The following is a 24,099-nucleotide window of genomic DNA, read 5'->3' as shown; positions in this document are numbered from 1 at the left end:
GCTAAAAAACCACACCAGCTTGAAATATCACGTTCGCATAAGGTGTGCATTCACCAGTACGAACCACCGCACGACTATTCGCCGTACGAGATTTGAATTCTTCATGAGAAACATAAGTCACTGAGATTGATTTTCCGCTCGCTTCGCTTTCCGCTTTGATCTGCTCTACAAGCGCATCGTGATGGTTGGGGCTTACCGTGACAAACTCGTCAGCAATAATCACGCCCTCAACTTGTGATTCACTCATGATCACTTTAACTGTTTCTAGAAATGAAGGGACGCCATGAGTAAGCGCTAAATCGATACGCTGAACTTCATCGGGAATAGGCAAACCAGCATCACAAATAGTGATTTCATCAGTGTGGCCCAATGTAGCCACTAAGTAGGAAAGCTCAGAATTTATTAGGGTACTTTTTTTCATTTCATCGACCTATCGAGTACACGTTCAAACCAGCGTGAGTTTCGTCGTTTTTATCGCTCTTGTTATTGAGAGAAAACTCATCGAAACGTTTCGATAGAATATTAATCGCTCACTCAAGAATTACGAGAGTGCAATTTATAGAGTGTGAATTTGATCCGCTTTGACGCCGGAGATCAGCTAAGCAAAGTGACCTACCTCACCCATCGAAACGTTTCGATGGGTTGTTTTTCGCTGTTTTAATCTTTTACTTACACACATTTTTTGCTTTTTAGGTATAGTTGCGCCGAACAGTATTAGGGAAATTGAGATGAAGAAAATTACGTTAGCTTTATTTACGTTATTAGCTTTGAGTGCATGTAAAGATGAAGTCGGTACACAGGCTTGGTGCGATAACATGGCGGATACGCCAAAGAGTGAATGGAACGCGCAAAGCGCGGTTGATTACGCGAAACACTGCGTGCTACAAGATGCTGTCGGTAGTGAAGCTTGGTGTAATGATCTTGAAGAAACACCTAAAGGTGACTGGAGCGCTAATGACGCAGCCAGCTACACCAAGCACTGTGTATTCTAAATAAAAAAGGTCTGATAGCGATATCAGACCTTTTTAGAATCGAGATTTTACAGGTTGACGCTAAACGCGCTCTTCCAAGGCAATATTATTGTTGGCCCACAGCAGTGCTTGAAGGCGATTCTTTGCATTGATTTTCTTGAAGATGTTGTGTAGATGAGTTTTCACCGTGTTTTCACTGACAAACAACTCATCAGCAATTTGCACGTTAGATGCCCCATGACCAAGTAAGCGCATTATTTCCTTTTCACGTTTAGTCAGGTTGGCATAGGCTTGTGACGTGGTCACCGTATTGGCACAGCGGAAATGCTCGATATAGTCCTGAGCAACCTTACGCGATAACCACATCTCGTCATTCATGATCTTGTCCATGCCTTTCAATAACAATGACACATCATCATCGATATAAAACACGCCGACTAAGTTGCGCCACTTAAAGAGCTGACTAGAAGGAGCTTCAACTGGGCAGTTAAACACAATTTCCTTAATCGTTGCTTTGCTTTGAGTCTTAGCGCTGTTGTAGTACTCGAACTTTTCATCATCTAAATAATGGAAATCAATCAAGACTAGCTCATCGATTTTCCCACCGTTGGAGTCAATCGCCCTCAACGCGTCAGAAGAAACGATATTAACCTGAATAGGGAGACCTTTCTCCAATGAGTCCTTCAGCAGTTTCGACTGCATACTGATATCAGAAATAAGGGTAATTTGGTAAACATCATTGTTCGTCATAGCGGAAACCTCAACGCATCTCTATCGGTGACTTAAAACTATCGTTTAGACACAAATAGTCAACATGTGGTTTAACTACGCCTTATGTTTAAATCATGAAACATTCATAATATTCATACAGTTGTAGTGCAATTCTTATTTGTGAGAAACATGTTAACTAGACTCATTTCGGCCTAATGCGACTGGATGCTTGACTAAAAGTAGTAGTGCTAAAATAAGTGTACTCAATAATCCAAACGCTCCACCACTCGACTCACTACCCTGACTTGGTGTCGATTCGGCTTCTACCCTTGAGCTAGAATCATTATTAATCAGCGTTCGCACACCACCGGAGGTGACGACATAAGCCTTTGGTACTTCTTGGCCATTAATCACTCGTCCAATCCATGCTTGGTAGTCATGTATATCAGTAAACACAGAGGTCACATTAACACTAGTATCACCGCAAGAGGCCGGACCAAAACTGGTGATCCCAATTTGAATATACTGGCTACCGTTATACCAATACACCGGGCCGCCTGAGTCTCCATTACAAGTAGAGTTACGATACCCCCCCTGAATCGGTCCGGTAAAACACAAGTGGCTTGACGTTAAGGCATTGCCATAAATGGACTGACAAGATTGTGTGCTGATGTAGGTAAGGTCTGTCTCTAGTAACAAAGTGCCGCCCGCAACATTACCTTCGATGTAACCGTGACCAACCGCCTTGTACTCGTCACTGTCTGAGAAAGCGTTATTGATTGTGGTGTTCAGTATCGAAGTGTAATCAGACACCGCCAGCGCCGTTTCTAGCTCGATGATGGCGATATCGTCTCGCCACAAAGCACTCGCAGAATCAACGTAGCTGTCGAGGTAATAAAACGCTTTCGCTTTTGCTTGTTGGGAGGAAAGAAAATTGCTTTCATCTTCCAGTTGAGGCGCGACTACGGTGTGTAGCATTAGATTGTCATCACCGTAGATACAGTGGGCAGCCGTCAAAACATACCGAGAATTGATCATGGTCGCACCGCAATATGACGACGTACTGTAGACGCTATCAGAACGATAAAAGAGACTAGAAAATGAGGGGTAGTTTACGATATTCGCGTTAGTGCCATTGACAATATATGGCTGAATTTCAACAGCATAATTACAAGAGGAGTATATCAACAACCATAAAGACCAATACAACTTAGGCATAACATCGAATCCATGATGAACTGATCTTTAGTTTAGTTGATAACTCCTATTTTATAGATTTAATTACTTAAAGTTCGACGAGTTAAGTCTACGTCTCCAGCCAAGCAAACCGAGCGCAGATAAAACAAATATGCCCAACGAACCACCGCCGCCACCTGAATCAGTTGGTGTTGTAATACCTAATGCTGTATTTCTTTGCGCATCAGTAACCGTTACTATTGGTGCTTCATTGCCACTTAGTACAGAGTTAATCCAATCTTTGTGCTTCGTAAGCGCAACTTCAGTGAACACAGAGTTTGCGGTTACAGCGGGGTTACCACATGTTTGTGGACCAAAACTGGTAATACCGACTTGTTTACCATTCCAATAAAGTGGCCCCCCAGAGTCACCCTGACACGTTGCATTGTCATACGTTACAGTTGCTGCGCCATCCATACATAGATTCTCGCTGGCATCGGTCGTATAGTTAGCATCGCATGTAGTGTTATCAACCCATTTCAACTTCGTTCGTTGTAGTTCTTTCGTTGAATCATAATTGCTTTCGGTATTGCCATGCCCAACTGCATAAAAATCTTCTGATGTCTGGCGGTAAGTCCCACGTTCACTGTCATCTGCAAGAGCAACATAAGTGTTTACAGCCGTAATTGGGCTAGCTAGCTTTACGATGGCAATATCATCGTAAAGGGTGGAGTCATTGTAAGTACTTGGGTAGTAGTACTCATTGACCATAACCCGTTGCTGAACGGAGTTAGGAAAATCACTTTCATTCTGTAACTGTGGCACCACAGAGGTAAATAACTGGTAGTTGGAGTCCCCGTAAATACAGTGTGCCGCAGTCAACACATGTTGTTCATCCAATAACGTACCACCACAGTAAGGCCCTTTGCCATACAAGCCATCGTAGTTTATACGGTCATAAAAAAGACTGACAAAATCTGGGTAACTGGACGCACTGATATCGGTCCCGTTAACGATATAAGGGGTTACTTCTGCACTATGAGCACTAAATGCCAATAAAGAAGAAGCTAAAACAGAAATACTTCTCATAATTACTACCTTTTATAAAATCCGTTTTATTGTACGAGAAAAGCCATACAAAAAAACCTCTCCTAAGAGAGGTTTTAGCACACAAAGCAATGGTTCGTCACATTTGATTAACCGCGGAAGTATCTCTGTGGCACAAATGGCATTTTTTCTACCGTCATTGCCAACTTTTTACCACGTACATCGGCGTAAACTTCTGTACCAATTGCCGCCAGATCTGCACGAACATAAGCCATTGAAACAGGCTTGCCTGCATTTGGCCCAGCGGTACCACTGGTTACAACGCCAATTTTGTTATCATCCGCATCGAACAGCTCAGCACCTTCACGCACTGGCGCTTTCGTTTGGCCTACTAGACCAACACGCTTACGAGAAACATCTTTAGTTTCAAGCTGCTTAAGAATGATATCTGCACCAGGGAAGCCGCCTTCGCGCTCACCGCCAGTACGACGAATCTTTTGAATGCCCCACAGTAGGCTCGCTTCTACTGGCGTCGTTGTTGTGTCTAGGTCATGACCGTATAGACACAGGCCACACTCTAAGCGCAGTGAATCACGTGCACCCAAGCCAATCCACTCTACTTCCTTTTCTGAAGTTAACTTTTGTGCTAACTCTTCAGCGTGTGAGTTTGGTACAGAGATTTCGTAACCATCTTCACCAGTGTAGCCACTACGGCTCACGATACATTCAACGCCAAGAATATTAAGCTTCTTCACATCCATAAAGACCATGTCAGCCACTTGAGCATTAAAGCGCTTAAGCACGTCTACCGCTTTAGGACCTTGCAAGGCTAACAATGCGCGATCATCAATGATCTCTAACTCCACACCTGAAGGGAGGTGCGCTTCAAGGTGATTGATATCTTGCTCTTTACATGCCGCGTTGACTACCACGAATAGGTGGTCATCAAGGTTTGCTACCATAAGGTCATCCATGATGCCGCCCTCTTCATTAGTAAAGAAAGCATAGCGCTGGTTGCCTTTAGGTAAGTCAATAATGTCTACAGGAACTAATGATTCAAGAAACGCTGCCGCACCTTCACCGTGTAGACGAAGCTGGCCCATATGGGATACATCAAAAAGACCTGCTGCATCACGCGTATGCAAGTGCTCTTTCTTCACGCCGAGTTTGTATTGAACAGGCATATCGTAGCCTGCGAATGGAACCATCTTGGCGCCAGCCTCTACATGAAGAGCATGTAAAGGTGTTTTCAGTAATTCTTGAGTCATCATTGTCTCCGTTTAATCAGGTTCGTTTTCCATACAGGAAACCTTGTTTCCAATAATAAACACGAGTGGAGGAATTTTGCACTATTAACAATGAGAGAACAGTTCAAAATGTGACATTTAACATCATATTCACATTGGGTAGATAAAATAATAGCGCCATCTTGAACGGTTCTTCGTCAAGATGGCGCTATTGTACTCTTCTAAAAACCAAAGACAAACGTTTGCCTTTACTATAAGAAATTTACATCATCATTACTTTACTTGGCAGTAACCCAAAGAATATGAGCATCTTGTTCACTGGTCGAGATAAGCATATGACCCATGTTGGCATCATAATAAACGCTGTCGCCTTCACTCAATTCAACGGGTTCATAGAACTCAGAATAGAACATCACCGAGCCAGAAAGTATCAATAGGAACTCTTCACCATCATGGCGTACCCAGTCTCCGTACTCTTCAAAATTGCGCGCATGAACCTGACTCTTGAACGGCATCATTTTCTTATTGGAAAGCTGAGTGGCTAGAAGTTCATGTTCATACGTTGGGGTTGGGTGTGGTTTTCCTTGGTTAGCTTTGGTGATATCGCGGCGCCCTGTGGCGACTTTTTTTCTAGGCGGTTCAAATAGTTGCGGCATATCTATTTGAAGTCCCATCGCCAGTTTTTGCATCGCTTGGAAGGTTGGAGAGATCTGTTCGTTCTCTATTTTACTCAGGGTTGAACGCGCTAAGCCGGTACGCTGACTCGCTTCTTCAAGTGTGATCCCCAGCTTGCCGCGAATGGTTTTAATCCGCTCGCCCAACTTAAGTGGCTCAATATTTTCATCGACTGACTCTTTAGATAATGTCAGCGATGGATACTCATCATAGATATCTTCGGGCATGCTTCCCTCTTAATGCGTTTGCTACTTCCTGTGTCATTTTCATTGTGCCCGAAGCGTTTAATAGAGGAAAGGTGCGGACAAGAAATAAACCGTGCTCTTGTTAACAAAAATAGAAACCTTGTTTCCAATAGGAAATTTTTGGTTGATTGTTCCTTCGACAACCGCTATGTTACCAGCTTGTTAGTTGTAGAGATGTTATTTCCGAATTCAATGATTGATAGATTTAACAATTGAACTCGTTTTTCCCCACTATTTAGGGGCATGGAAATTCACCCTGTTCTAAAGACAAAGAACAGTAATAAACAAGAAACTGGCGAGTACCAATACCCTACATAATAAACTCGCTGGCACGAATGGAAGGTCATCTGCCATGAACAAACCGTTTCAAAACCACAGCCTAGAGAACTTTTTCTCTACTAACCTTGCTGCTACAGACGATGCCGTATTTGCTGGAATTCAAGCGGAAAACACGCGTCAAAACGAACAAATCGAGCTTATCGCTTCAGAGAACATTGTTTCTAAAGCGGTAATGCAGGCACAAGGCACTTGCCTAACCAACAAGTATGCAGAAGGCTATCCAGGTCGCCGTTACTACGGTGGTTGTGAACATGTCGACACGGTAGAGGCAATTGCTATCGAGCGCGCTAAACAATTGTTTAAGTGCGAATACGCAAACGTTCAACCTCATTCTGGTGCTCAGGCTAACGGTGCCGTTAAGCTTGCACTACTTCAACCGGGCGATACGATTCTTGGTATGTCTCTTGATGCAGGTGGTCACCTAACTCACGGTGCTCGCCCAGCTCTTTCTGGTAAGTGGTTCAACGCAGTTCAATATGGCGTGGATCGTGAAACGCTAGAAATCAACTACGAAGATGTTCGCGAGCTTGCGCTTGAGCATAAACCAAAAATGATCATCGCAGGTGGTAGTGCTATTCCACGTACTATCGACTTTGCGAAATTCCGCGAAATTGCCGATGAAGTTGATGCGATCCTAATGGTCGATATGGCACACATCGCAGGTCTTATCGCAACAGGCGCACATCCTAGCCCGCTTCCACACGCTCATGTCGTGACAACGACAACACACAAAACATTGCGTGGCCCACGTGGTGGCATGATCCTGACCAACCACAAAGACATCATCAAAAAGATCAATTCAGCGGTATTCCCTGGCCTACAAGGTGGCCCACTCATGCATGTTATCGCTTCTAAAGCGGTCGCATTTGGTGAAGCGTTAGGCCCAGAATTTTCAACTTATATCGATTCAGTGATCGATAACGCAAAAGTTCTAGCAGAAGTATTGCAAACTCGCGGTTGTGACATTGTGACTGGCGGTACAGACACGCACCTAATGCTGGTTGACCTTCGCCCTAAAGGCTTGAAAGGTAACAAAGCAGAAGAAGCTCTGGAACGTGCCGGAATCACATGTAACAAAAACGGCATCCCATTCGACTCTGAGAAGCCTATGATTACATCGGGCATCCGTTTGGGAACCCCTGCGGGGACAAGCCGCGGCTTTGGCGCAGAAGAATTCAAACTCATCGGTAATTGGATTGGCGATGTACTCGACGGGTTGGTTGAAAACCCTGAAGGTAACGCTGAAGTGGAACAACGTGTACGCAAAGAAGTGAAAACACTTTGTGGCCGTTTCCCTCTTTACCAATAAACAATTTTTATCAAATTCATATTTGGAGATTAAGCAATGGACAAGACACTGAAGTTTGCAGAGAGCCACGAGTGGGTACGTGACAACGGTGACGGTACAGTAACTATCGGTATTTCTGACCACGCACAAGGTTTGTTAGGTGACGTAGTATTCGTAGACCTACCAGAAGTAGAAGCTGAAATCGAAGCAGGTGAATCTTTCTCTCTTGTTGAGTCTGTAAAAGCAGCGTCTGATATCTACGCGCCTATCACTGGTGAAATCGTTGAAATCAACGAAGAGCTAGAAGACAGCCCTGAGCTTATCAACGAAGAACCGTACGAAGGCGGTTGGATCGTGAAAGTGAAAATGTCTGACGCGTCAGAGCTAGATAATCTTAAAGATGCAGAAGAGTACGAAAACTCAGTCGAAGACGAGTAATTAGGACACATTAAGAAGCTGCCTCCGCCTCGGATGGCAGCTTTTTTTCTAAGTTCGGGCATATAATTAAATGTATCAGTAATGGTACCCATTACCCGAACTCCGGAGTAGGTAAAGGACAATGACTGAATTACTTCAAAGCCTCAGCACACAAAATGAGTTCGTTGCACGCCACAACGGCCCAAACAAATCTGACCAACAAAAAATGTTGGACGCGATCAACGTTGCAAACCTTGACGCATTAATCGACGAAACCGTTCCTGCGCAAATTCGCCTAGAACAGCCAATGACACTTGCGGAAGCGAAAAGCGAAGCAGATATGTTGGCTGCAATGCGCGAGTTTGCCGATCAAAACCAGGTAAAACGCACATTCATCGGCCAAGGTTACTACAACACCTTCACGCCGAACGTTATTTTACGTAACGTGCTTGAAAACCCAGGCTGGTACACAGCGTACACACCTTATCAACCTGAGATTTCTCAAGGCCGCCTAGAAGCGCTACTTAACTACCAACAGATGGTGATGGACCTAACAGCAATGGACATTGCTAATGCGTCACTACTGGATGAAGCAACCGCTGCTGGCGAAGCAATGACGCTATGTAAGCGTGCAGGTAAGAGCAAGAGTAAAGTATTCTTTGTGGCTGACGATGTGCACCCACAAACACTAGAAGTGGTTAAGACTCGCGCGAAATACATCGGCTTTGATGTACAAGTGGGGTCTTTAGAATCTCTGCCTGAACAAGATGTATTTGGTGCACTAGTACAGTACCCAGGCACAACAGGTGAAGTACGCGACCTAACGGACATCATCGCAAAAGCGCAAGCAAACAAAACGCTAGTTACTGTTGCAACAGACCTACTTGCCTCTGCTCTGCTTAAACCAGCAGGTGAAATGGGCGCTGACGTTGTTATCGGCTCTGCACAACGCTTCGGCGTACCGATGGGCTACGGTGGTCCACACGCTGCATTTATGGCAACACGTGACAAGCACAAGCGTACCATGCCAGGTCGTGTTATCGGTGTTTCTATCGATACCAACGGTAACCAAGCACTTCGCATGGCAATGCAAACTCGTGAGCAGCACATCCGCCGCGAAAAAGCGACCTCGAACATCTGTACTGCTCAGGCGCTACTAGCAAACATGGCTTCTTTCTACGCTGTTTACCACGGTGCTGAAGGTCTGCGCACGATTGCTCGTCGTACTCACCACATGACAGCTATTCTTGCTGCTGGTCTGACTAAATCTGGTTTCGAACTGGCTCACAACAGCTTCTTCGACACCATCACAATCAATACAGCTGGTAACACTGAAGATCTATACGCAAAAGCGCAAGCGGCTGACCTCAACCTACGTAAGCTAGATGGCAAACTAGGTATCAGCTGTGACGAAACAACCACAACCGCTGATATTGAAGCACTATTTGCTGTATTTGGCGTGAAAGATGAAGTTAACGCACTATCATCTGAAATCGCTGGTAACGAATTTGCGGCGATTCCAGAAGCACTACGTCGTACATCTGAATACCTAACTCACCCTGTATTCAACACGCACCACAGCGAAACGCAGATGATGCGTTACCTGAAGCAGCTTGAGAACAAAGACTTCTCGCTGACTCACGGTATGATCCCGCTAGGTAGCTGTACGATGAAGCTAAACGCAGCTGCTGAAATGATCCCTGTAACTTGGCCTGAGTTTGGTTCTATCCACCCATTCGCGCCAATGGAGCAAGCAGCGGGTTACTCTGCACTTGCGAAAGACCTAAAAGAGAAGCTATGTGAAATCACAGGCTACGACGCATTCTCACTGCAGCCTAATTCAGGTGCATCAGGTGAGTACGCAGGTCTAATCGCAATTCAACGCTACCACGACAGCCGCGGTGAAGGTCACCGTAACGTTTGTTTGATCCCAAGTTCTGCGCACGGAACTAACCCTGCAACAGCTTCAATGGTGTCAATGAAAGTGGTTGTGGTGAAGTGTGATGAAGATGGCAACATCGACATGACAGACCTAGCAGCGAAAATTGAAAAGCACGCTGAAAACCTATCAAGCATCATGATCACTTACCCTTCTACGCACGGCGTATATGAAGAGCAAGTGAAAGAAGTGTGCGAAATGGTCCACGCAGCAGGCGGTCAGGTTTACCTAGACGGCGCAAACATGAATGCACAGGTTGGTCTAACATCTCCAGGCTTTATTGGCTCTGACGTTTCGCACCTAAACCTACACAAAACGTTCTGTATTCCACACGGTGGTGGTGGTCCAGGCATGGGTCCTATCGGTGTTAAGTCGCACCTAGCACCTTTCCTACCAGGTCACATTGAAAACGGTGTAGAGGGCGATGATTACGCTATTTCAGCGGCAGACCTAGGTAGTGCTTCTATCCTTCCAATCTCGTGGGCTTACATCGCGATGATGGGCGAAGCTGGCCTGACGGACGCGACGAAAGTAGCAATCCTAAACGCAAACTACGTGATGGAGCGTCTACGCCCTCACTACCCTGTTCTTTACCGTGGTACTAACGGCCGCGTAGCGCACGAATGTATTATCGATATTCGTCCACTAAAAGAAGAGACAGGCATCAGCGAAGAAGATATCGCGAAGCGTCTAATGGACTACGGTTTCCACGCACCAACCATGTCGTTCCCTGTGGCGGGCACGCTAATGGTTGAACCAACGGAATCGGAAGATCTAGAAGAGCTTGACCGCTTCTGTGAGGCGATGATCGCAATCCGCGAAGAGATGGCAAAAGTGAAAAATGGTGAATGGCCACTAGAGAACAACCCTCTAGTCAACGCACCTCACACTCAAGTTGATCTTTCAAAAGATGAATGGGATCGCCCATACTCTCGCGAACTAGGCTGCTTCCCATCACCAGCGACGAAGTCTTGGAAATACTGGCCAACAGTAAACCGTGTAGACAACGTATATGGTGACCGCAACCTGATCTGTTCATGCCCAAGCATCGACAACTACGAAGATTAATTTTGTAGTATCGAAATAGACAAAGGCGAACCCATTGGTTCGCCTTTTTGTTTTTGGGTTAGTTAGACTTGACTAGTTATTGGACATAAATGAGCTTCAGGAATTCTAACATTAGCAATTCATGAATAAGTAAAAGTATGGAAAGTCACTAAGCTTGATGTCTAGGGCTGGTCTTTTTGACAATGAACGTGATTAAAACTGCTCGATAAGTACTTGCAATTCTTGTTCTTGGTTCATGCTCGCTTACAATTCATTGCGCCTATCACCACTCCTTATATCACTATGCAAATTCTTTATTATTCAGCACCTTAGTTTATCAGTATTCTCTAGTATTTATTTGAAATACTAGGGGAAACAGAAATGAAAAATTGGTTAGTTTGCACTATATCGGTGATATTAATTGTAGGCTGCAATGAATCAAATGAAAGTTCTGCGGAGCAACTAGTTGTTATATCAAACATAGAGAAAACCCCAGAGCTAGTCGCAGAGTTAAAGGCGCAAGAGACCATTGATGATCAGCTAAGGCTGCTATATGACAGATTTGAACCCTTGCTCGATCGAAGCGAATCTCTTACTGGTACTGATGTAAATAACGATGGTATCCGCGATGACATTGAGGCATTTATCGATGCGTTAGAAGTCACTGAACCAGTTCGCAAGGCCTTAAAACAAGAGGCTCGGCAAGCACAAGAAAGTCTTTATCACGACTGGGCTGAAAAGACCGATGCGAACATCAGAAAAGCTTTAGGTATTGCGGATAGATACGGCAAAGTACTCGCTTGTAAAGAGTTTGTTGGTATTCCTGTAAGAGATAGAACTAATACAGCAAGTACCTTAGATGCGCTAACTTACAACACCAAAGCCCGCACTATGGCTTATTTGGCTTATAATCACCTACTAGATGGTTCCGTAAGCACACTCCTAGATGCAGAGGCACATTATTGTGAATAGGCAAACAATATCACTCATGATTGCCGCTCTGCTGCCATTTAATGCAATCGCCAACTCATGCAAAATTGAAGGTTACACCATCGGTTTCTTCAATGGCGTTGCAACAACTCAAAAGCAAGCCAGAGCAGGGATGGATGAAATAAAATCCACTCTAGGTATCAGCCAGTACAACGGGGAGCCTGTTGAATACCAGCTTTTCTACAACGATTCTTATATTGACGGAAGCGGTCTTAACGTATTGGCCGATTTCGCTGAAACCTTTGACCAAAGAACTCATGAGCTAGAGCAGAAACAATTTGACCGGTGGGAGGCGTTTTGGGACATCATTAATGGTAGAGCGAACAGCTCTATCGTCCAAAAAATTAGTGCTGTCTTTTCTTGGTTTGGGGGATTTGTTAGGGACTCCATCAGTCAAACTCTGAACGCACAAATCCGTGAGTTCCTAAAGGCACTGACACTATTAGTTGATGCTCCCGACACCGACCAAACGAGGATGCAGCATCATCTTATCAACGACTCTCAGACGTGGACAGGGAAAAAACTAATATACATCGCCCATTCGCAAGGAAACTTATGGGTGAATGAATCATACAAGCATGTGACATCTCAGCGCGGCTACGGTACCGATAACATTCACGTCGTTCACATCGCTCCCGCGTCACCAACTCTCAGCCCAAACAGTGATTATATTTTATCAACCTCAGACCTTGTGATTAATGGACTTCAATTTACAGGGATAGGCAGCGTTCCAACACCCAATACCACTATAGCACCTAGTAATTTAGACATCGCGGGACACGGACTCATTCCGATTTACCTCACTCACCCTAAATCCATTGGAAAAATCAAAGCCTCTGTCGATAAAGCGTTCTCATCTATCACTAAACCCGAGATGCAGGATTTTCTGTTTAAAATTGAGTTCAACTATAGCGCGAGCTACGACTCACTTCATGACAATTCTGTTTATGACATTGTTGATGCAGCTGAAATCGATGACATCAATGGCCTACGCTTTCCCTCTTTTTACCTTAGTCCTAGGGGTGACTCTTGGCGGAAGAAAAATGTAGATTCTTATATAACAGATGAAGATAAACTACAGTTTAGGGTCGAGGATAATAACGTGGTGGTATTTGATACCTGTACAAGCCCGAATGAAGTAATGAATGATATTGCGTCGCTCCCCCAAAAAGATGTTTTCATGTTCATACAATGGCGAGATTTGAAGAGATTTGAGCGAGGTACGGCGGAAAATATTTGGAGGTCAAGAAAGATGACCGATAGGTATGGACTGATAGATGAAAACCCTGTTGCCTTTCCAGGCACTGACGATGAATATTTCATATGCGCCGGTGACGGTGAAGCAATTGAGCTAGAGGCAACACAACACTTTTATAATGAGCAGCAACGGAAGTATTTAGCTACCCATCATTTGTCAGGACGCTATGATGTATCGGCACGTTATAAGACACCTTATCCAAGTTTTCTACCTACTACTCTCTGCGTGGGTCATTGATCATTAGCTTTAAACAGCTAATCAATGCTTTAGTAAAAATGTACATAAATCAATCGGAAAATGAATAAGGAAAAACAGCATTCGCAAAATACTGAAGAGTATCAACTCTAAATGAGAATGGGACAAAACCAATTTAGGGCAATCTGTCAGCTCTAGCCCCATTTAGGAAAGAAAACTAACAGATTGCATTTAGACTAATGCAAATAAAACAGTACAACGGAACAGCGTTACTCCAGCGGCAACTGAAGCGTCCCTTTAATCTCCTTGACCGAGACATTAGATTGAATCGAGCTGACCCCTTTTACGCGTCTCATCGAGCTGATGCGTTCAAAGTACTCATCAAGATCTTTAGCGACAACTTGGACAATGTAGTCAGCGCCACCAGCAATACAATGACACATTAAAATCCAGTCAGATTCAGCAACAAAATCTTCAAATGGATCGGTGTTTTCAACCTCATGGCTGCCCAAAGTCACTAAGGTAAAACCAGAGACCTGATAACCCATTTTCTTACGATTCAGCTTAGCTTGATAGCCTTCTATATATCCCTCTTCTTCCATTTTCTTCCAACGGCGCCAGCAAGGTGTTTCGCTCAAATTGACCTTTTCGGCCAACTTACTGTTGCTGATCCGACCGTCATTCTGGATATGTCGTAAAATGGTTAAATCTGTATCATCCAATACATTATTGGTGGATTCTTTCTGTTTCATGACAAGTATAGAAATAGTCTGCTCAAAGTTGTTTTAACTTTAACCCATTTAGCAATTTTATTCCTAGCTGATTCGATAGACTGATCCCACATCAAAAATAATCACTATCTGAGGAAGATTTAATGAGCGCTCAACTCATGACGGCTTTTATGCTGTTTGCCGTTTCTATTTCCATTGTTCCTGGAGCGGGGAATATCGCCTTGCTGGGGCTATCAAGTCGCTATGGCTTCAATGCAACCATTCCTTTTATGCTTGGCTGCGCTGTCGGCGTCATCATTCTGTTAGTTGGGTCTAGCATTGGTCTGGTGGGGCTGTTTAGCCTTTATCCTGAACTTTACACTGTAATGAAATGGTTAGGAGCGGGTTATTTACTTTATATGGCTTGGGGCATTGCCAATACTAAGCTCGATACCAACCAAGCAGTTAAAAAGTCTGGCTTTGCTTCAGGGGTACTGGTACAGATACTCAATCCGAAGAGTTGGGTCGCTTCGCTAACGGTTTTTGCACAATTTATCTCTCCCAACGAGAGTTATCTGCTGCAAGCCGTGATCATAATCAGTGGTATGGTCATTACTGGCATGATTGGTATGGCGATTTGGGCTTACTTCGGCACCATGCTCAATCAACTGATCCAATCACCCAAGAAGCTCGCCATCGTCAATCGTTGCTTTGGTGGCAGCCTCGCTTTAGTCGCTGTATTTGTCTTGTCTCAACCGAGCGTGATTTAAAAATAAAAGCCCTAGTGGTATTGCACACTAGGGCTTTCGTCATGAAATAGGAAGTCATCAATTAATAGAGCTCTTCAAACTCCTCAATACGCTCTTTACCGCGTAAAAGTAAGAAGTTGAGGAACCTCGATGTGGAGGTCGAAATGATCTTATCTTCATCAACATCATGCTTCTCTAACAGTGCTTTCGCCAAGTCTAGACGAGCGATTTCCTCACAAAAATGTGCGTCGGAGCCCGTGGTAAAAAAGACACCGACTTCTTTGCCTATCTCAACAATTTTCGAGCAATGTACATCACTTCCTTTGCGGCTTTTACCCGTCAAAGAGGTATTGTTAACTTCAATCGCTACATTGTATTCCCTCGCCCATTCCATCACTGCGCGGATATCAAATGGGTAATTGGGATTGCCTAGGTGACCTAACACATCCACTTTGCCACTCTTAATCACATTGATTAACGCTTGTGTATGGTCGGCTTCCGTAGAGGGTGGAAAAACGGGTTCATGAAAACTCGCGATGATCCAATCTAGATGTTGGTAGGATGATGGAGGTAAATCGAGTTCCCCATCTAAGTTTAAGGTATTGGCTTCACAGCCGCGCAAAATACCAACATCATGAAGAAAGCGGGGTAAGATCCTTTGATTATTGAAAAACCAGTAGTGGGGGGCGCCTGGCATTTCAGGAGCATGATCCGTGGTACAAAGAAGCTTCAACCCCTTAGCTTTGGAGGCTTGTGCATTTTCAATTATGGTGCTGTAAGCATGCCCGCTGGCAATCGTATGAGTATGACTATCGACAACGATTTCCATCGTGCCTCCTAAATTCAGTTAGTTAATTTCAAATGAACCATCTTGATTCATGTAAAGCGTCAAATCAGCTGAAATTGAATGGTTCAGTACTTTGTCGACGTTCTTTGAATCGGACTGCTCATAAAAACGTTGGGCTTCTTCTGGAGAAGTGCCTCCACGGATCTTACGATTTACTAGCCTCTCTTCAAGGTATTTCGGGGCAGTGTCGATAAAAATCGTAAAATCTGCCAGCTCTTTCAGCCCATTCCATACCGGTTCGTTAAGTAGTAACCAGTTGCCCTCAATAACAACAATATCTTGCTCGACTGAAATCGCATCATCCACCGGATCGTGTAAGTTACGATCATAATATGGCCAAGTCGGGTCCTTTACCGTAAGTTGCTTCAACTTGTCGATAAGAGCGGTCAAATTGAACGTTTGGTACGCCCCTTTGATGGAGCGTAAAGTGATGCTCTCCCCATCCTGCTCAATCGAGTTGTTATCAAGGATCTCATTTGGATAGTGGAAGCCATCAAAAGGCAATACCTGAAGAGGCTTCACATTAGGTAAAGTTTTAGATAGGTGTTCCCAAAATGCCGCGAGGGTTGATTTACCACTGCCCGGAGGCGCAGCAAGAAAAATCACTGTACGCTGCTGTTTTTCATGAAATAGGCGTGAGAATTTATGTACCAATGGCTCGTGGATTTGCTCGACATCTTTATCAGGGAAAATGGCCTCTGTTTCAAAACCACTGACATTCAAGGTTACTTTCATACGAAATGCCCTAGTTGAGTATTTCGTTCTCTACTGTTTCCAATAGCCCTTCGCAACAAAGCTTGAGTACCGTTTTAATTAACGCTTCATAACGGGCCTGAGAAAAGGAATCAAAGGACGAATACTTTAATTGATTGATTGAATCTAAATAGATACTACCTTCGGCCTTGGCAAGATTGGATTGATTACTGATGAAGTCATACACCATATCATCGCCAAAAGAGATCTCTTCTGGCTGCTGGCGTACGTACTCATACATTTGGTCAAACAAACCAATATCGGCATAGGTTTCCATCGAAATCTTGCCCATTGCAAACATTAGCTTAGAGACCACATCAATCTCGACGAGCGGGCCATCCTCTTTCAAAAGGGGCGTTACCGCATATTCAATAACGAGAGGATCTTGTACAAAAACTCTCGGAAGCAGTTTCTGTAGTTCTATTTTGATTAGTTTATGAGACGTTTTGATAAAACAACTTGCTGATTCGCAACGCTCTAACTCGTCTACTAATTCTTCTTGCACTGAAATAGTTAATCCCTCAAAGATTGTGGTAGCCAATCGGCCACCACAATACCAGATGACGACTAAGCCGTTAAACTTACACCATAAAATTCTAACAGTGCTTGCTCTGCCAACTCATTCCATACGTAGTTATTTTCTTTGAGAATTCTATCTAGCTCGCCAAAAAACGGCTCTTTCTCTGCTAATTTGTGAAACTCATCAATCGCCGTTAAAGGCAAATCGATGTGTGGGTAGATAAGCTTCTTACCACCTGGAATATCTAGCTGGTTCAAAATCGTGTGTGGCGCTGCTTCTAGACCGCCAACATGCGTCAGCATAAACGATGGATTGATTTTGCCTGCTTCCGATAACTCAATCGATTCAACCATGTCACCGGTCGAGCCGCCTGACGTGCCGACAATGTGCGTCGCTTCGTAATGCACGTTGTAGAAATTGAAAGGAACTTTGAAGTTTTTGTCTGTTGGGCCAGCAAAGAAGTTCAAGCAGCCATCGTTGCCGAGTAGTTCGTCTGCTTGCTCTAGCACCTGTGCGACCGCGGCGTAAACCATCACATCATCGTAACCGTTACCGCCGTTAAGCTCTTTTAAGTAAGCCACTGGGTCTGCCACTTCCGCCGTGTTCACATAATGCAACTCAATGCCATTTTCCGCCGCTTTCGAAACTGGAATTAGACTCTCTGCGCGCGTTAGGCGTGATTCATCAATATCAGTCACTACGATTCGACTTGGTCTAACAGGGCCATTAATCGCATAGTCGATTGCGCCGATACCCATTGGGCCTGCGCACGCTAGTAGAGCTAAAGAACCCCCCTCTTTAATGCCCATTTCATGCTCATAGACATACTGTTTAGTATGGTAGCTCGCATGGAACGCGCCGATGATGCAAGACATTGGCTCAGCCAAAGAAGCATTAGCATAGTAAGAGCTCTTGTACGGTAGAACGCAGTCTAAATCGATCGCTACTTTAGGGATGATTGAGTAAGTCGCGTTGCCACCAAAAGTCTCGTAGCTGTAGCCCGCAGAGTAGCCAGTCGGAAGGCCCATCGCAGGTTGTAGAACGAAAGGTTCACCTGGCTTAAACTTGTCTTGTAAGTTAGCACCTACTTCAACAATCACACCTGCATATTCGTGGCCTGTCATTACAGGGATGTCAGCAATGTTTTCTGGTACACGTTTGTGTTTCGAACCTAATAGCGCTGCTTTGTATGTCGATAGGCAGATGCTATTTGAAATGTTTTTAACTAGAAGCTCATCATCAGAAATTTTCGGTAAATCGAACGTTCTTAGTTGAACATCTTTCTCACCACAAATTACAGCAGCTGTTGTTTGAACCATAGTTTTCTCTCCGAAAGTGGGGCCAGTGGCTGGCCCCTGAAATTTGAATTTAAGCTTGTTGACCAATCGTATCCATTAGGTTGTCTAGCGCTGGGTCATGCAGGAAGTTCTTAATCGTGATAACGGGTAGTCCGGTTGCTTTTACTGCTCGGCTTTCTAAGCTTTCGTGTGTGACCACCACGTCTGCATCACTTGGGACTTTCTCGATGGCAAAGTTCTTCACTTCGACGTTGTAGCCGGCTTTTTCGAGTTTACGCTTGAAGGTTGACGCCCCCATCGCACTTGAGCCCATGCCTGCATCACAAGCGAATGCCACAAACTTGATCTCTTTTGATGTTGCTTGAGTTGCTGCCTGCGCTGGCGCTTTTGCTACTGCCCCTTCTGCTTTCATATCTTTCATGTCAGTGATTGATTGTTCGAATTCATCTTGTGACTCTTCTTTCTTACTCACTTTCAGAATGGCGCTTGCCACTAAGAATGAAACGATGGTTGCCGTTGTCACACCTGCGATAGTCGCGATGAAGCTGCCTTTAGGCGTTAGAGCTAAGTAAGAGAAGATTGAACCTGGACTTGGACCTGCAACCAAACCACCATCGAGTAGGTTGAACGTTGCGATACCTGTCGCTGCACCAGCGATCATCGCTAGAATCATGATTGGTTTCATTAGTACGTACGGGAAGTACAGCTCATGGATACCACCGAAGAAGTGGATAATGATGGCACTCGGCGCTGATTTCTTACTTAGACCTTGGCCAAATTTTGCGTAAGCCAGCAGCATACCTAAACCAGGACCTGGGTTAGACGCCACCATGAAGAAGATAGACTTGCCCGTTTCCGCTGCCGCCTGTAGACCCAGTGGGTAGTAGATACCTTGGTCAATGGCGTTATTCAGGAACAGAACTTTTGCTGGTTCGTTAATAATGGCGAGTAAAGGAAGGAAACCAGTCGCAACAAGTGCTTCGATGCCTGACTTAACAAAAAGGTTTGCCGCAGTTACAGCAGGGCCAACAATCGCGTAAGCAAACAGACACATGATCATGCCGAAGATGCCTAACGAGAAGTTGTTCACCACCATCTCAAAACCGGACGGGATCTTATCGTGCAAGCGTTTATCGATTTGAACAATTACCCAACCACTTAGAGGGCCCATAATCATTGCACCGACAAACATTGGTATTTCAGCGCCAGCGATCACGCCCATCGTACCGATCGCACCAGCAACCGCACCACGTTTATCACCGACAATCTGACCCCCCGTGTAACCAATTAGCAGCGGCAATAAATAAGTAATCATTGGACCAACAAGTTCGCCAAAATAAGCATTTGGCACCCAACCTGTTGGAATAAATAGTGCGGTAATAAAGCCCCAAGCGATAAAGGCTCCGATATTTGGCAATACCATCGCGGTCAAATGACCACCGAAGGCTTGCACTTTTGCTCTTACATTTGTACTCACGTTATGTTCCTTCTAACAAGGTTATTGTTGTGTAGCTCATAAACAGTGGAATTGGGTCTTAGTAATGTTTAATAATATCTAAGACTTCTTGTTTTGAAGCAGATGCTGAAAGCTTCGCTATATTTTCTTCATCCACTAACATTTCGCTAAGCGCTTGAATCACTTCGATATGTGTATCGGAATCTTTCGCAGCAAGCGTTAGTAAAACATTAGCTGGGCCCATGTCAGAGCCGAAGTCGACTGGAGATTTAAATACGTGAATACCAAGACCTGTTTTTAATACGCCTGCTTCCGGTCTTGCGTGAGGCATTGCAATTCCTGGACAAAGCACGTAATAAGGGCCATTATCGTGAGTTGATTGGATAATCGCATCGGCGTAATCTGCGGTAACATAACCTTTATCTTGAAGGTAGCGCGTTGTCTCTTTCACTGCGTCTTCCCATTGATAGTCAGAGTGGTTGATGACATCAATTAGGTCGTGGTCAATAAGGTCATAAAGCATAATAAACCCCAGAGGTTCATGTTCGTTGTTGTTGGGTTTATTATTGATAGAAATATTGCGGCTGAGAAGTAGGAACGTTTCGTGGCACAAGTCACTAAAACTATTCAGTCAATCGATATTTATTGCCTCGCCTCACAATTAGCAACTGAAAGTTATTTTCACATTTTGTTTTAACTACATTTCAATACCCTTAATGTGATGAAATACAAAATAGTGGCAAATAATTAAAATCAAACAAATTAGATTCAGATCATATTATTGGTATTGACCAGATCATTTTCGTGATATTTATCTCTATCATATTTAGAGAAACAGCACGACTCACGCTTTTCATATGTGATTAGCCTCCCACTTGAACAATTCAGAAAGCACATCTGTAATTTAATTCCTCAAATTAGGCCATAGTCGCCAACGAACTATGACTTAATACAAGTGCACAAAAAAAGCCCTACTCAATGAGTAGGGCTTCGGTTTGTTTATTTGGTAGGGCGCTATGCCCAGAATGTAAGTGCAATAAACGTAAGAGCACCGATACACGCTAGGTTCAAGATGATACCGACACGCATCATCTCACTTTGTTTGATATGCCCCGAGCCAAATACAATCGCATTTGGTGGTGTCGCCACTGGCAGCATAAAGGCACAAGACGCCGCAACAGCAATGAGTACCGATAAGATCACCGGCGACATACCAAACGCTTCTGCAACGCTGGCAAATACTGGGATAAGTAGCGCAGCACTGGCAGTGTTACTAGCAAACTCAGTTAAGAACACCACGAAGATAGCAATAACAGCAATAATGAAGAAGATGCCGAGGTGAGCAATCATGTCACTCAAAGCGTTAGCAAGAAATACACTGGTTCCAGTTGCTTTAAGAACGTTACTTAAACAGATACCACCGCCGAATAGCAGTAATACGCCCCAATCAGCAGTTTTCTCGATATCTTTCCAATGCACGACCCGCGCAAAGTTCACGGCAACAATGGCACCGAGCGCGACAACCGTATCAAACTTAGCGTAGCCACCAAGCATCGCATTAATCGGCTTGCTGAAGATCCAAAGGCAGACTGTGGCAGCAAAAATAGCCAAGGTGACGACTTTGCCTTTATCCCAATCAACCGCTTCATTGTTAAGCTCAAACTGGCCACTGAGGTTCGGTTTCAGTACGAAAAATAGCACCGCAATCGAGATTGGCAGAAGAATAATTGCGGTTGGTAGGCCAAAACTCATCCACTCGGTAAAGGTCAAACCCACTTCAGCGGCAGCAATGGCATTAGGTGGGCTGCCGACAATCGTCGCAATACCACCAATACTGGCACTGTAAGCAATACCCAGTAATACAAAAACATACGTTTTATGGCCACTTTCTGAGTTCACTTTACTTAGAACACCCAAAACCAACGGTAGCATCATCGCAGTGGTCGCCGTGTTACTGATCCACATGGATAATGCAGCGGTCACACCAAATAGCATAAATACCGCCACACTCATCTTGCCTTTGGCAATGATCAGTACCTTATCGGCGATAACTTTATCCAGCCCTTGTCTGTGCATTGCAGCAGCTAGAGCAAAGCCGCCTAAGAAAAGGAAGATGATGGAATTGGCAAAGTTATTGAGAGCGGTCTGGGTATCAAAGACACCAAACAACACCGCCATGATTGGAACTAGGATAGCCGTCACGGTGACGTGCAGAGCTTCGGTAAGCCACAATATCGCCACGAAGGTCAGCATACAGATCCCCAAGACAACTTGAGGATCAAAAGGTAGGGTGAAGTACATAACCGCAAACAGAGCGATATCAGCAAGGATAATCATACTGTTGCGGTTAAAGAACCATTCTCGGGTATTGTTGGGTAAAGGGACACTATCATTTCTATTCATTATTATATTTCCTATTGAGGGCCTAGTGGCATAGCAAATGATCCCACACAAGCTCGCTAAAGAAATATTTTTTATTGCGAATTTGTTAACCACATCATAAACGCGGTTATAATTGTTAACTCAATGAATAATCAAGATAAGTTTCCTTTGTCATTTCGATTAATTTGCAATCAATTCATCAAAACTCTGCATAACTTCAGAGCACTTCATTACTCGTCCGTGGCCTTGGCCTTGAGTTGCTACAAGCTTCACTTTGTCCATTTCACTCGCTGCACGTTCAGACACAGAGAACTTGGCAAACTTATCCCCTTCATCATGAACAATAATAGTCGCTGCTGAGCGAAGTGTTAGCTTATTGTAAGGATCGACTGACTGTATTGGGTAGCGATACTGCTCTTCAATCTCAGAAACAACCGCGTTGAACAGCTTCATGGAATATCCAGAGCGAGCGACACTACCAAACAAGTTTTCGAGATAATCCAACACTGGCGCAATCAATAGGAAAGGTTTGCCGACGAGTTTCTGGTGATGACACTCAATCGATGACGCAGAACCCATACTGTGAGCGACCAAACCTGCCACTTCATCGACACTGTCTAGGATCGCTTCCAAACCGTGCACAAAAGCAGGGATATGACCATAGACGCCACCACTTTGACCGTGCCCTGGATGATCATAAGCAAGCGCAGTGAATCCTTTACTCGCAATGTGCTGCATCAATGGATAGAACTGACTCGCGCTTCCTGACCAACCGTGTGCCAATACCCACACTGGCCCTTCTCCCAGTGCGTAGGTTTTAAGCGTGCCTTCTTTGGATTGAACTTCTCCTTTCACCAAACCTGTAGGCTCAGCATTCTTTGGCTTAGCCCGCGCCGGAGTCAGTAGTAGTTTACGTGCTGTCTTTTCCGCATGCTTTGGAGCAATCGTGTGGTGAAGTCGAGTCGTTAAGTTAATCAAGCTCTTCTTTACACTGAATTTTTGCGAAGTATTAAAGTAAATCTTCTCACTCATGGTTCTATCCTTTTGGGCTCGATCTGTTCTTACTAAAAAATCGAACGACCGTGCTATTTTTATTTAAATAATAAGCCAAACTCAAGCTTGGCTTAGTAAAATTCTATTGTTTCCAGCTAGCGATTTGACGCTTCACACCTTGCCAGAAATGCTCATAACTCGCTTGCTCACCATGAATGGAATAAAACAGGTGCGCACTTAAATACAGGCCGTATAGCTCGAAGATCGCCTGTTTCGGGTCGAGGTCAGGACGGAATTCACCGTTCTCTACCCCCTTTGCCACTTGAATGGTCAAATAACCAATCCAAGTCTCAATGGTTTTTTTCAGTACCACTTGAGTTGGCGGTACTTCCGCGCCAGTTTCTTTCCAAGCATCAAGGAACATACAACTGCCTTGAAAAGAGTGGTTCCAACCTAGCCAGTTATCGAGCAACATCGTCAGCTTCTGCTCAATCGAGATTGATGTATTCAACCTCGCAGGCGCTATCACTCGCTCAGTAAAAATCTGATTAGCATGCTCCAACACCGAGATTTGAAGATTGTCTTTAGAATTAAAGTGCGCAAACAAACCACTTTTAGACATCTCACACTGCTTGGCTAATTCACCAATCGTTAGGCTTTCTAGCCCATTCACACTCGCGAGCTCAAATGCCTTATTTAAGATGTTTTCTCGGGTTACTCTGCCTTTACTCATACAGCTCTCTCATTGGTAACATAACTATTTTTAGCACACTCGTACTTTTTTGCAATCATTGCTTTTAATCAAGGGCGATTTGTCGAGAGCTGAAATGTAAATATTGTTGCTGT

General features: G+C 44.3%; 23 protein-coding genes. 7 read left to right on the top strand and 16 right to left on the bottom strand.

Going from position 1 to position 24,099, the window contains the following annotated elements:
* Nucleotide 1: 1 nt before the first annotated feature.
* Nucleotides 2-421 carry a D-ribose pyranase gene (gene rbsD, locus VIA_RS04195; protein ID WP_004411317.1) on the bottom strand — a complete coding sequence of 140 codons (420 nt, stop codon included), beginning with the start codon at nucleotides 419-421 and terminating at the stop codon, nucleotides 2-4.
* A 307-nt stretch (nucleotides 422-728) separates the two neighbouring features.
* On the opposite strand from rbsD, the gene VIA_RS04190 reads away from it, so the two are divergent.
* On the top strand, nucleotides 729-992 hold the full coding sequence (locus tag VIA_RS04190) for a DUF3012 domain-containing protein (RefSeq protein ID WP_004411316.1): 264 nt from the start codon (nucleotides 729-731) through the stop codon (nucleotides 990-992).
* 60 nt (nucleotides 993-1,052) lie between these two features.
* Here the strand turns inward: VIA_RS04190 and VIA_RS04185 are convergent, their stop codons facing one another.
* The 5 genes from VIA_RS04185 to VIA_RS04165 all read right to left on the bottom strand — a co-directional run bounded on the left by VIA_RS04185 (nucleotide 1,053) and on the right by VIA_RS04165 (nucleotide 6,054).
* Nucleotides 1,053-1,721: a LuxR C-terminal-related transcriptional regulator gene (locus VIA_RS04185; protein ID WP_004411315.1), complete on the bottom strand. Its 669-nt coding sequence runs from the start codon at nucleotides 1,719-1,721 to the stop codon at nucleotides 1,053-1,055.
* Nucleotides 1,722-1,874: 153 nt separating this feature from the next.
* Nucleotides 1,875-2,900, bottom strand: a complete 1,026-nt coding sequence (locus VIA_RS04180) for a S1 family peptidase (RefSeq protein ID WP_004411314.1) — start codon at nucleotides 2,898-2,900, stop codon at nucleotides 1,875-1,877.
* A gap of 63 nt (nucleotides 2,901-2,963) precedes the next feature.
* The gene (locus VIA_RS04175; protein ID WP_004411313.1) at nucleotides 2,964-3,947 is read right to left on the bottom strand and encodes a S1 family peptidase; all 984 of its coding nucleotides are present in this window, start codon (nucleotides 3,945-3,947) and stop codon (nucleotides 2,964-2,966) included.
* A gap of 107 nt (nucleotides 3,948-4,054) precedes the next feature.
* Complete coding sequence (gene gcvT / locus VIA_RS04170; RefSeq protein ID WP_004411312.1) at nucleotides 4,055-5,173, bottom strand: glycine cleavage system aminomethyltransferase GcvT; 1,119 nt, start codon at nucleotides 5,171-5,173, stop codon at nucleotides 4,055-4,057.
* A gap of 257 nt (nucleotides 5,174-5,430) precedes the next feature.
* Nucleotides 5,431-6,054 carry a helix-turn-helix domain-containing protein gene (locus tag VIA_RS04165; protein WP_004411311.1) on the bottom strand — a complete coding sequence of 208 codons (624 nt, stop codon included), beginning with the start codon at nucleotides 6,052-6,054 and terminating at the stop codon, nucleotides 5,431-5,433.
* A gap of 370 nt (nucleotides 6,055-6,424) precedes the next feature.
* Between VIA_RS04165 and VIA_RS04160 the strand changes: the two genes are divergently transcribed.
* The 5 genes from VIA_RS04160 (at nucleotide 6,425) to VIA_RS04140 (ending at nucleotide 13,587) form a co-directional block, all read left to right on the top strand.
* The gene (locus VIA_RS04160; RefSeq protein ID WP_004411310.1) at nucleotides 6,425-7,720 is read left to right on the top strand and encodes a serine hydroxymethyltransferase; all 1,296 of its coding nucleotides are present in this window, start codon (nucleotides 6,425-6,427) and stop codon (nucleotides 7,718-7,720) included.
* 36 nt (nucleotides 7,721-7,756) lie between these two features.
* Nucleotides 7,757-8,137 carry a glycine cleavage system protein GcvH gene (gene gcvH / locus VIA_RS04155; RefSeq protein ID WP_004411309.1) on the top strand — a complete coding sequence of 127 codons (381 nt, stop codon included), beginning with the start codon at nucleotides 7,757-7,759 and terminating at the stop codon, nucleotides 8,135-8,137.
* A 121-nt stretch (nucleotides 8,138-8,258) separates the two neighbouring features.
* A complete protein-coding gene (gene gcvP / locus VIA_RS04150) occupies nucleotides 8,259-11,123 on the top strand; it encodes an aminomethyl-transferring glycine dehydrogenase (protein ID WP_004411308.1) in 2,865 nt (954 codons plus the stop codon).
* Nucleotides 11,124-11,483: 360 nt separating this feature from the next.
* Nucleotides 11,484-12,074: a hypothetical protein gene (locus VIA_RS04145; RefSeq protein WP_004418467.1), complete on the top strand. Its 591-nt coding sequence runs from the start codon at nucleotides 11,484-11,486 to the stop codon at nucleotides 12,072-12,074.
* A gap of 16 nt (nucleotides 12,075-12,090) precedes the next feature.
* A complete protein-coding gene (locus VIA_RS04140) occupies nucleotides 12,091-13,587 on the top strand; it encodes a hypothetical protein (RefSeq protein ID WP_412774859.1) in 1,497 nt (498 codons plus the stop codon).
* A gap of 227 nt (nucleotides 13,588-13,814) precedes the next feature.
* Here VIA_RS04140 and VIA_RS04135 read toward each other — a convergent pair whose 3' ends face one another.
* Complete coding sequence (locus VIA_RS04135) at nucleotides 13,815-14,297, bottom strand: Lrp/AsnC family transcriptional regulator (RefSeq protein ID WP_004411304.1); 483 nt, start codon at nucleotides 14,295-14,297, stop codon at nucleotides 13,815-13,817.
* Nucleotides 14,298-14,419: 122 nt separating this feature from the next.
* On the opposite strand from VIA_RS04135, the gene VIA_RS04130 reads away from it, so the two are divergent.
* On the top strand, nucleotides 14,420-15,025 hold the full coding sequence (locus VIA_RS04130) for a LysE family translocator (RefSeq protein WP_004411302.1): 606 nt from the start codon (nucleotides 14,420-14,422) through the stop codon (nucleotides 15,023-15,025).
* Between the two features lie 61 nt (nucleotides 15,026-15,086).
* Here the strand turns inward: VIA_RS04130 and VIA_RS04125 are convergent, their stop codons facing one another.
* The 9 genes from VIA_RS04125 to VIA_RS04085 form a co-directional block, all read right to left on the bottom strand.
* Nucleotides 15,087-15,833 carry a phosphatase gene (locus tag VIA_RS04125; protein WP_004411300.1) on the bottom strand — a complete coding sequence of 249 codons (747 nt, stop codon included), beginning with the start codon at nucleotides 15,831-15,833 and terminating at the stop codon, nucleotides 15,087-15,089.
* An 18-nt stretch (nucleotides 15,834-15,851) separates the two neighbouring features.
* Nucleotides 15,852-16,586: a nucleoside/nucleotide kinase family protein gene (locus VIA_RS04120; protein ID WP_004411299.1), complete on the bottom strand. Its 735-nt coding sequence runs from the start codon at nucleotides 16,584-16,586 to the stop codon at nucleotides 15,852-15,854.
* 10 nt (nucleotides 16,587-16,596) lie between these two features.
* The gene (locus VIA_RS04115; protein WP_038211542.1) at nucleotides 16,597-17,115 is read right to left on the bottom strand and encodes an MltR family transcriptional regulator; all 519 of its coding nucleotides are present in this window, start codon (nucleotides 17,113-17,115) and stop codon (nucleotides 16,597-16,599) included.
* A 56-nt stretch (nucleotides 17,116-17,171) separates the two neighbouring features.
* Nucleotides 17,172-18,443: a zinc-binding dehydrogenase gene (locus VIA_RS04110; RefSeq protein ID WP_004411294.1), complete on the bottom strand. Its 1,272-nt coding sequence runs from the start codon at nucleotides 18,441-18,443 to the stop codon at nucleotides 17,172-17,174.
* Nucleotides 18,444-18,492: 49 nt separating this feature from the next.
* Complete coding sequence (locus VIA_RS04105; RefSeq protein ID WP_004418471.1) at nucleotides 18,493-19,899, bottom strand: PTS mannitol transporter subunit IIBC; 1,407 nt, start codon at nucleotides 19,897-19,899, stop codon at nucleotides 18,493-18,495.
* A 58-nt stretch (nucleotides 19,900-19,957) separates the two neighbouring features.
* On the bottom strand, nucleotides 19,958-20,401 hold the full coding sequence (locus VIA_RS04100) for a PTS sugar transporter subunit IIA (protein WP_004411290.1): 444 nt from the start codon (nucleotides 20,399-20,401) through the stop codon (nucleotides 19,958-19,960).
* Between the two features lie 491 nt (nucleotides 20,402-20,892).
* Nucleotides 20,893-22,281 carry an SLC13 family permease gene (locus tag VIA_RS04095; protein WP_004411288.1) on the bottom strand — a complete coding sequence of 463 codons (1,389 nt, stop codon included), beginning with the start codon at nucleotides 22,279-22,281 and terminating at the stop codon, nucleotides 20,893-20,895.
* A gap of 159 nt (nucleotides 22,282-22,440) precedes the next feature.
* On the bottom strand, nucleotides 22,441-23,292 hold the full coding sequence (locus tag VIA_RS04090) for an alpha/beta fold hydrolase (RefSeq protein WP_004411286.1): 852 nt from the start codon (nucleotides 23,290-23,292) through the stop codon (nucleotides 22,441-22,443).
* A 103-nt stretch (nucleotides 23,293-23,395) separates the two neighbouring features.
* A complete protein-coding gene (locus VIA_RS04085) occupies nucleotides 23,396-23,986 on the bottom strand; it encodes a TetR/AcrR family transcriptional regulator (protein WP_004411285.1) in 591 nt (196 codons plus the stop codon).
* Nucleotides 23,987-24,099 lie beyond the last annotated feature (113 nt).

The sequence above is a fragment of the Vibrio orientalis CIP 102891 = ATCC 33934 genome, from assembly GCF_000176235.1.
Taxonomy (GTDB): Bacteria; Pseudomonadota; Gammaproteobacteria; order Enterobacterales; family Vibrionaceae; genus Vibrio; species Vibrio orientalis.
This window is presented reverse-complemented; position numbering and strand designations above follow the sequence as displayed.

Bases quoted from the DNA above. Each gene is read 5' to 3' on its own strand.
- VIA_RS04125 (WP_004411300.1), bottom strand. From the start codon at position 15,833: ATGGAAATCGTTGTCGATAGTCATACTCATACGATTGCCAGCGGGCAT.
- VIA_RS04160 (WP_004411310.1), top strand. From the start codon at position 6,425: ATGAACAAACCGTTTCAAAACCACAGCCTAGAGAACTTTTTCTCTACT.
- VIA_RS04180 (WP_004411314.1), bottom strand. From the start codon at position 2,900: ATGCCTAAGTTGTATTGGTCTTTATGGTTGTTGATATACTCCTCTTGT.
- VIA_RS04165 (WP_004411311.1), bottom strand. From the start codon at position 6,054: ATGCCCGAAGATATCTATGATGAGTATCCATCGCTGACATTATCTAAA.
- VIA_RS04095 (WP_004411288.1), bottom strand. From the start codon at position 22,281: ATGAATAGAAATGATAGTGTCCCTTTACCCAACAATACCCGAGAATGG.
- gcvT (WP_004411312.1), bottom strand. From the start codon at position 5,173: ATGACTCAAGAATTACTGAAAACACCTTTACATGCTCTTCATGTAGAG.
- VIA_RS04135 (WP_004411304.1), bottom strand. From the start codon at position 14,297: ATGAAACAGAAAGAATCCACCAATAATGTATTGGATGATACAGATTTA.
- VIA_RS04175 (WP_004411313.1), bottom strand. From the start codon at position 3,947: ATGAGAAGTATTTCTGTTTTAGCTTCTTCTTTATTGGCATTTAGTGCT.
- VIA_RS04110 (WP_004411294.1), bottom strand. From the start codon at position 18,443: ATGGTTCAAACAACAGCTGCTGTAATTTGTGGTGAGAAAGATGTTCAA.
- VIA_RS04185 (WP_004411315.1), bottom strand. From the start codon at position 1,721: ATGACGAACAATGATGTTTACCAAATTACCCTTATTTCTGATATCAGT.
- VIA_RS04140 (WP_412774859.1), top strand. From the start codon at position 12,091: ATGATTGCCGCTCTGCTGCCATTTAATGCAATCGCCAACTCATGCAAA.
- rbsD (WP_004411317.1), bottom strand. From the start codon at position 421: ATGAAAAAAAGTACCCTAATAAATTCTGAGCTTTCCTACTTAGTGGCT.
- gcvP (WP_004411308.1), top strand. From the start codon at position 8,259: ATGACTGAATTACTTCAAAGCCTCAGCACACAAAATGAGTTCGTTGCA.
- VIA_RS04100 (WP_004411290.1), bottom strand. From the start codon at position 20,401: ATGCTTTATGACCTTATTGACCACGACCTAATTGATGTCATCAACCAC.
- VIA_RS04190 (WP_004411316.1), top strand. From the start codon at position 729: ATGAAGAAAATTACGTTAGCTTTATTTACGTTATTAGCTTTGAGTGCA.
- VIA_RS04120 (WP_004411299.1), bottom strand. From the start codon at position 16,586: ATGAAAGTAACCTTGAATGTCAGTGGTTTTGAAACAGAGGCCATTTTC.
- VIA_RS04145 (WP_004418467.1), top strand. From the start codon at position 11,484: ATGAAAAATTGGTTAGTTTGCACTATATCGGTGATATTAATTGTAGGC.
- VIA_RS04085 (WP_004411285.1), bottom strand. From the start codon at position 23,986: ATGAGTAAAGGCAGAGTAACCCGAGAAAACATCTTAAATAAGGCATTT.
- gcvH (WP_004411309.1), top strand. From the start codon at position 7,757: ATGGACAAGACACTGAAGTTTGCAGAGAGCCACGAGTGGGTACGTGAC.
- VIA_RS04090 (WP_004411286.1), bottom strand. From the start codon at position 23,292: ATGAGTGAGAAGATTTACTTTAATACTTCGCAAAAATTCAGTGTAAAG.
- VIA_RS04130 (WP_004411302.1), top strand. From the start codon at position 14,420: ATGAGCGCTCAACTCATGACGGCTTTTATGCTGTTTGCCGTTTCTATT.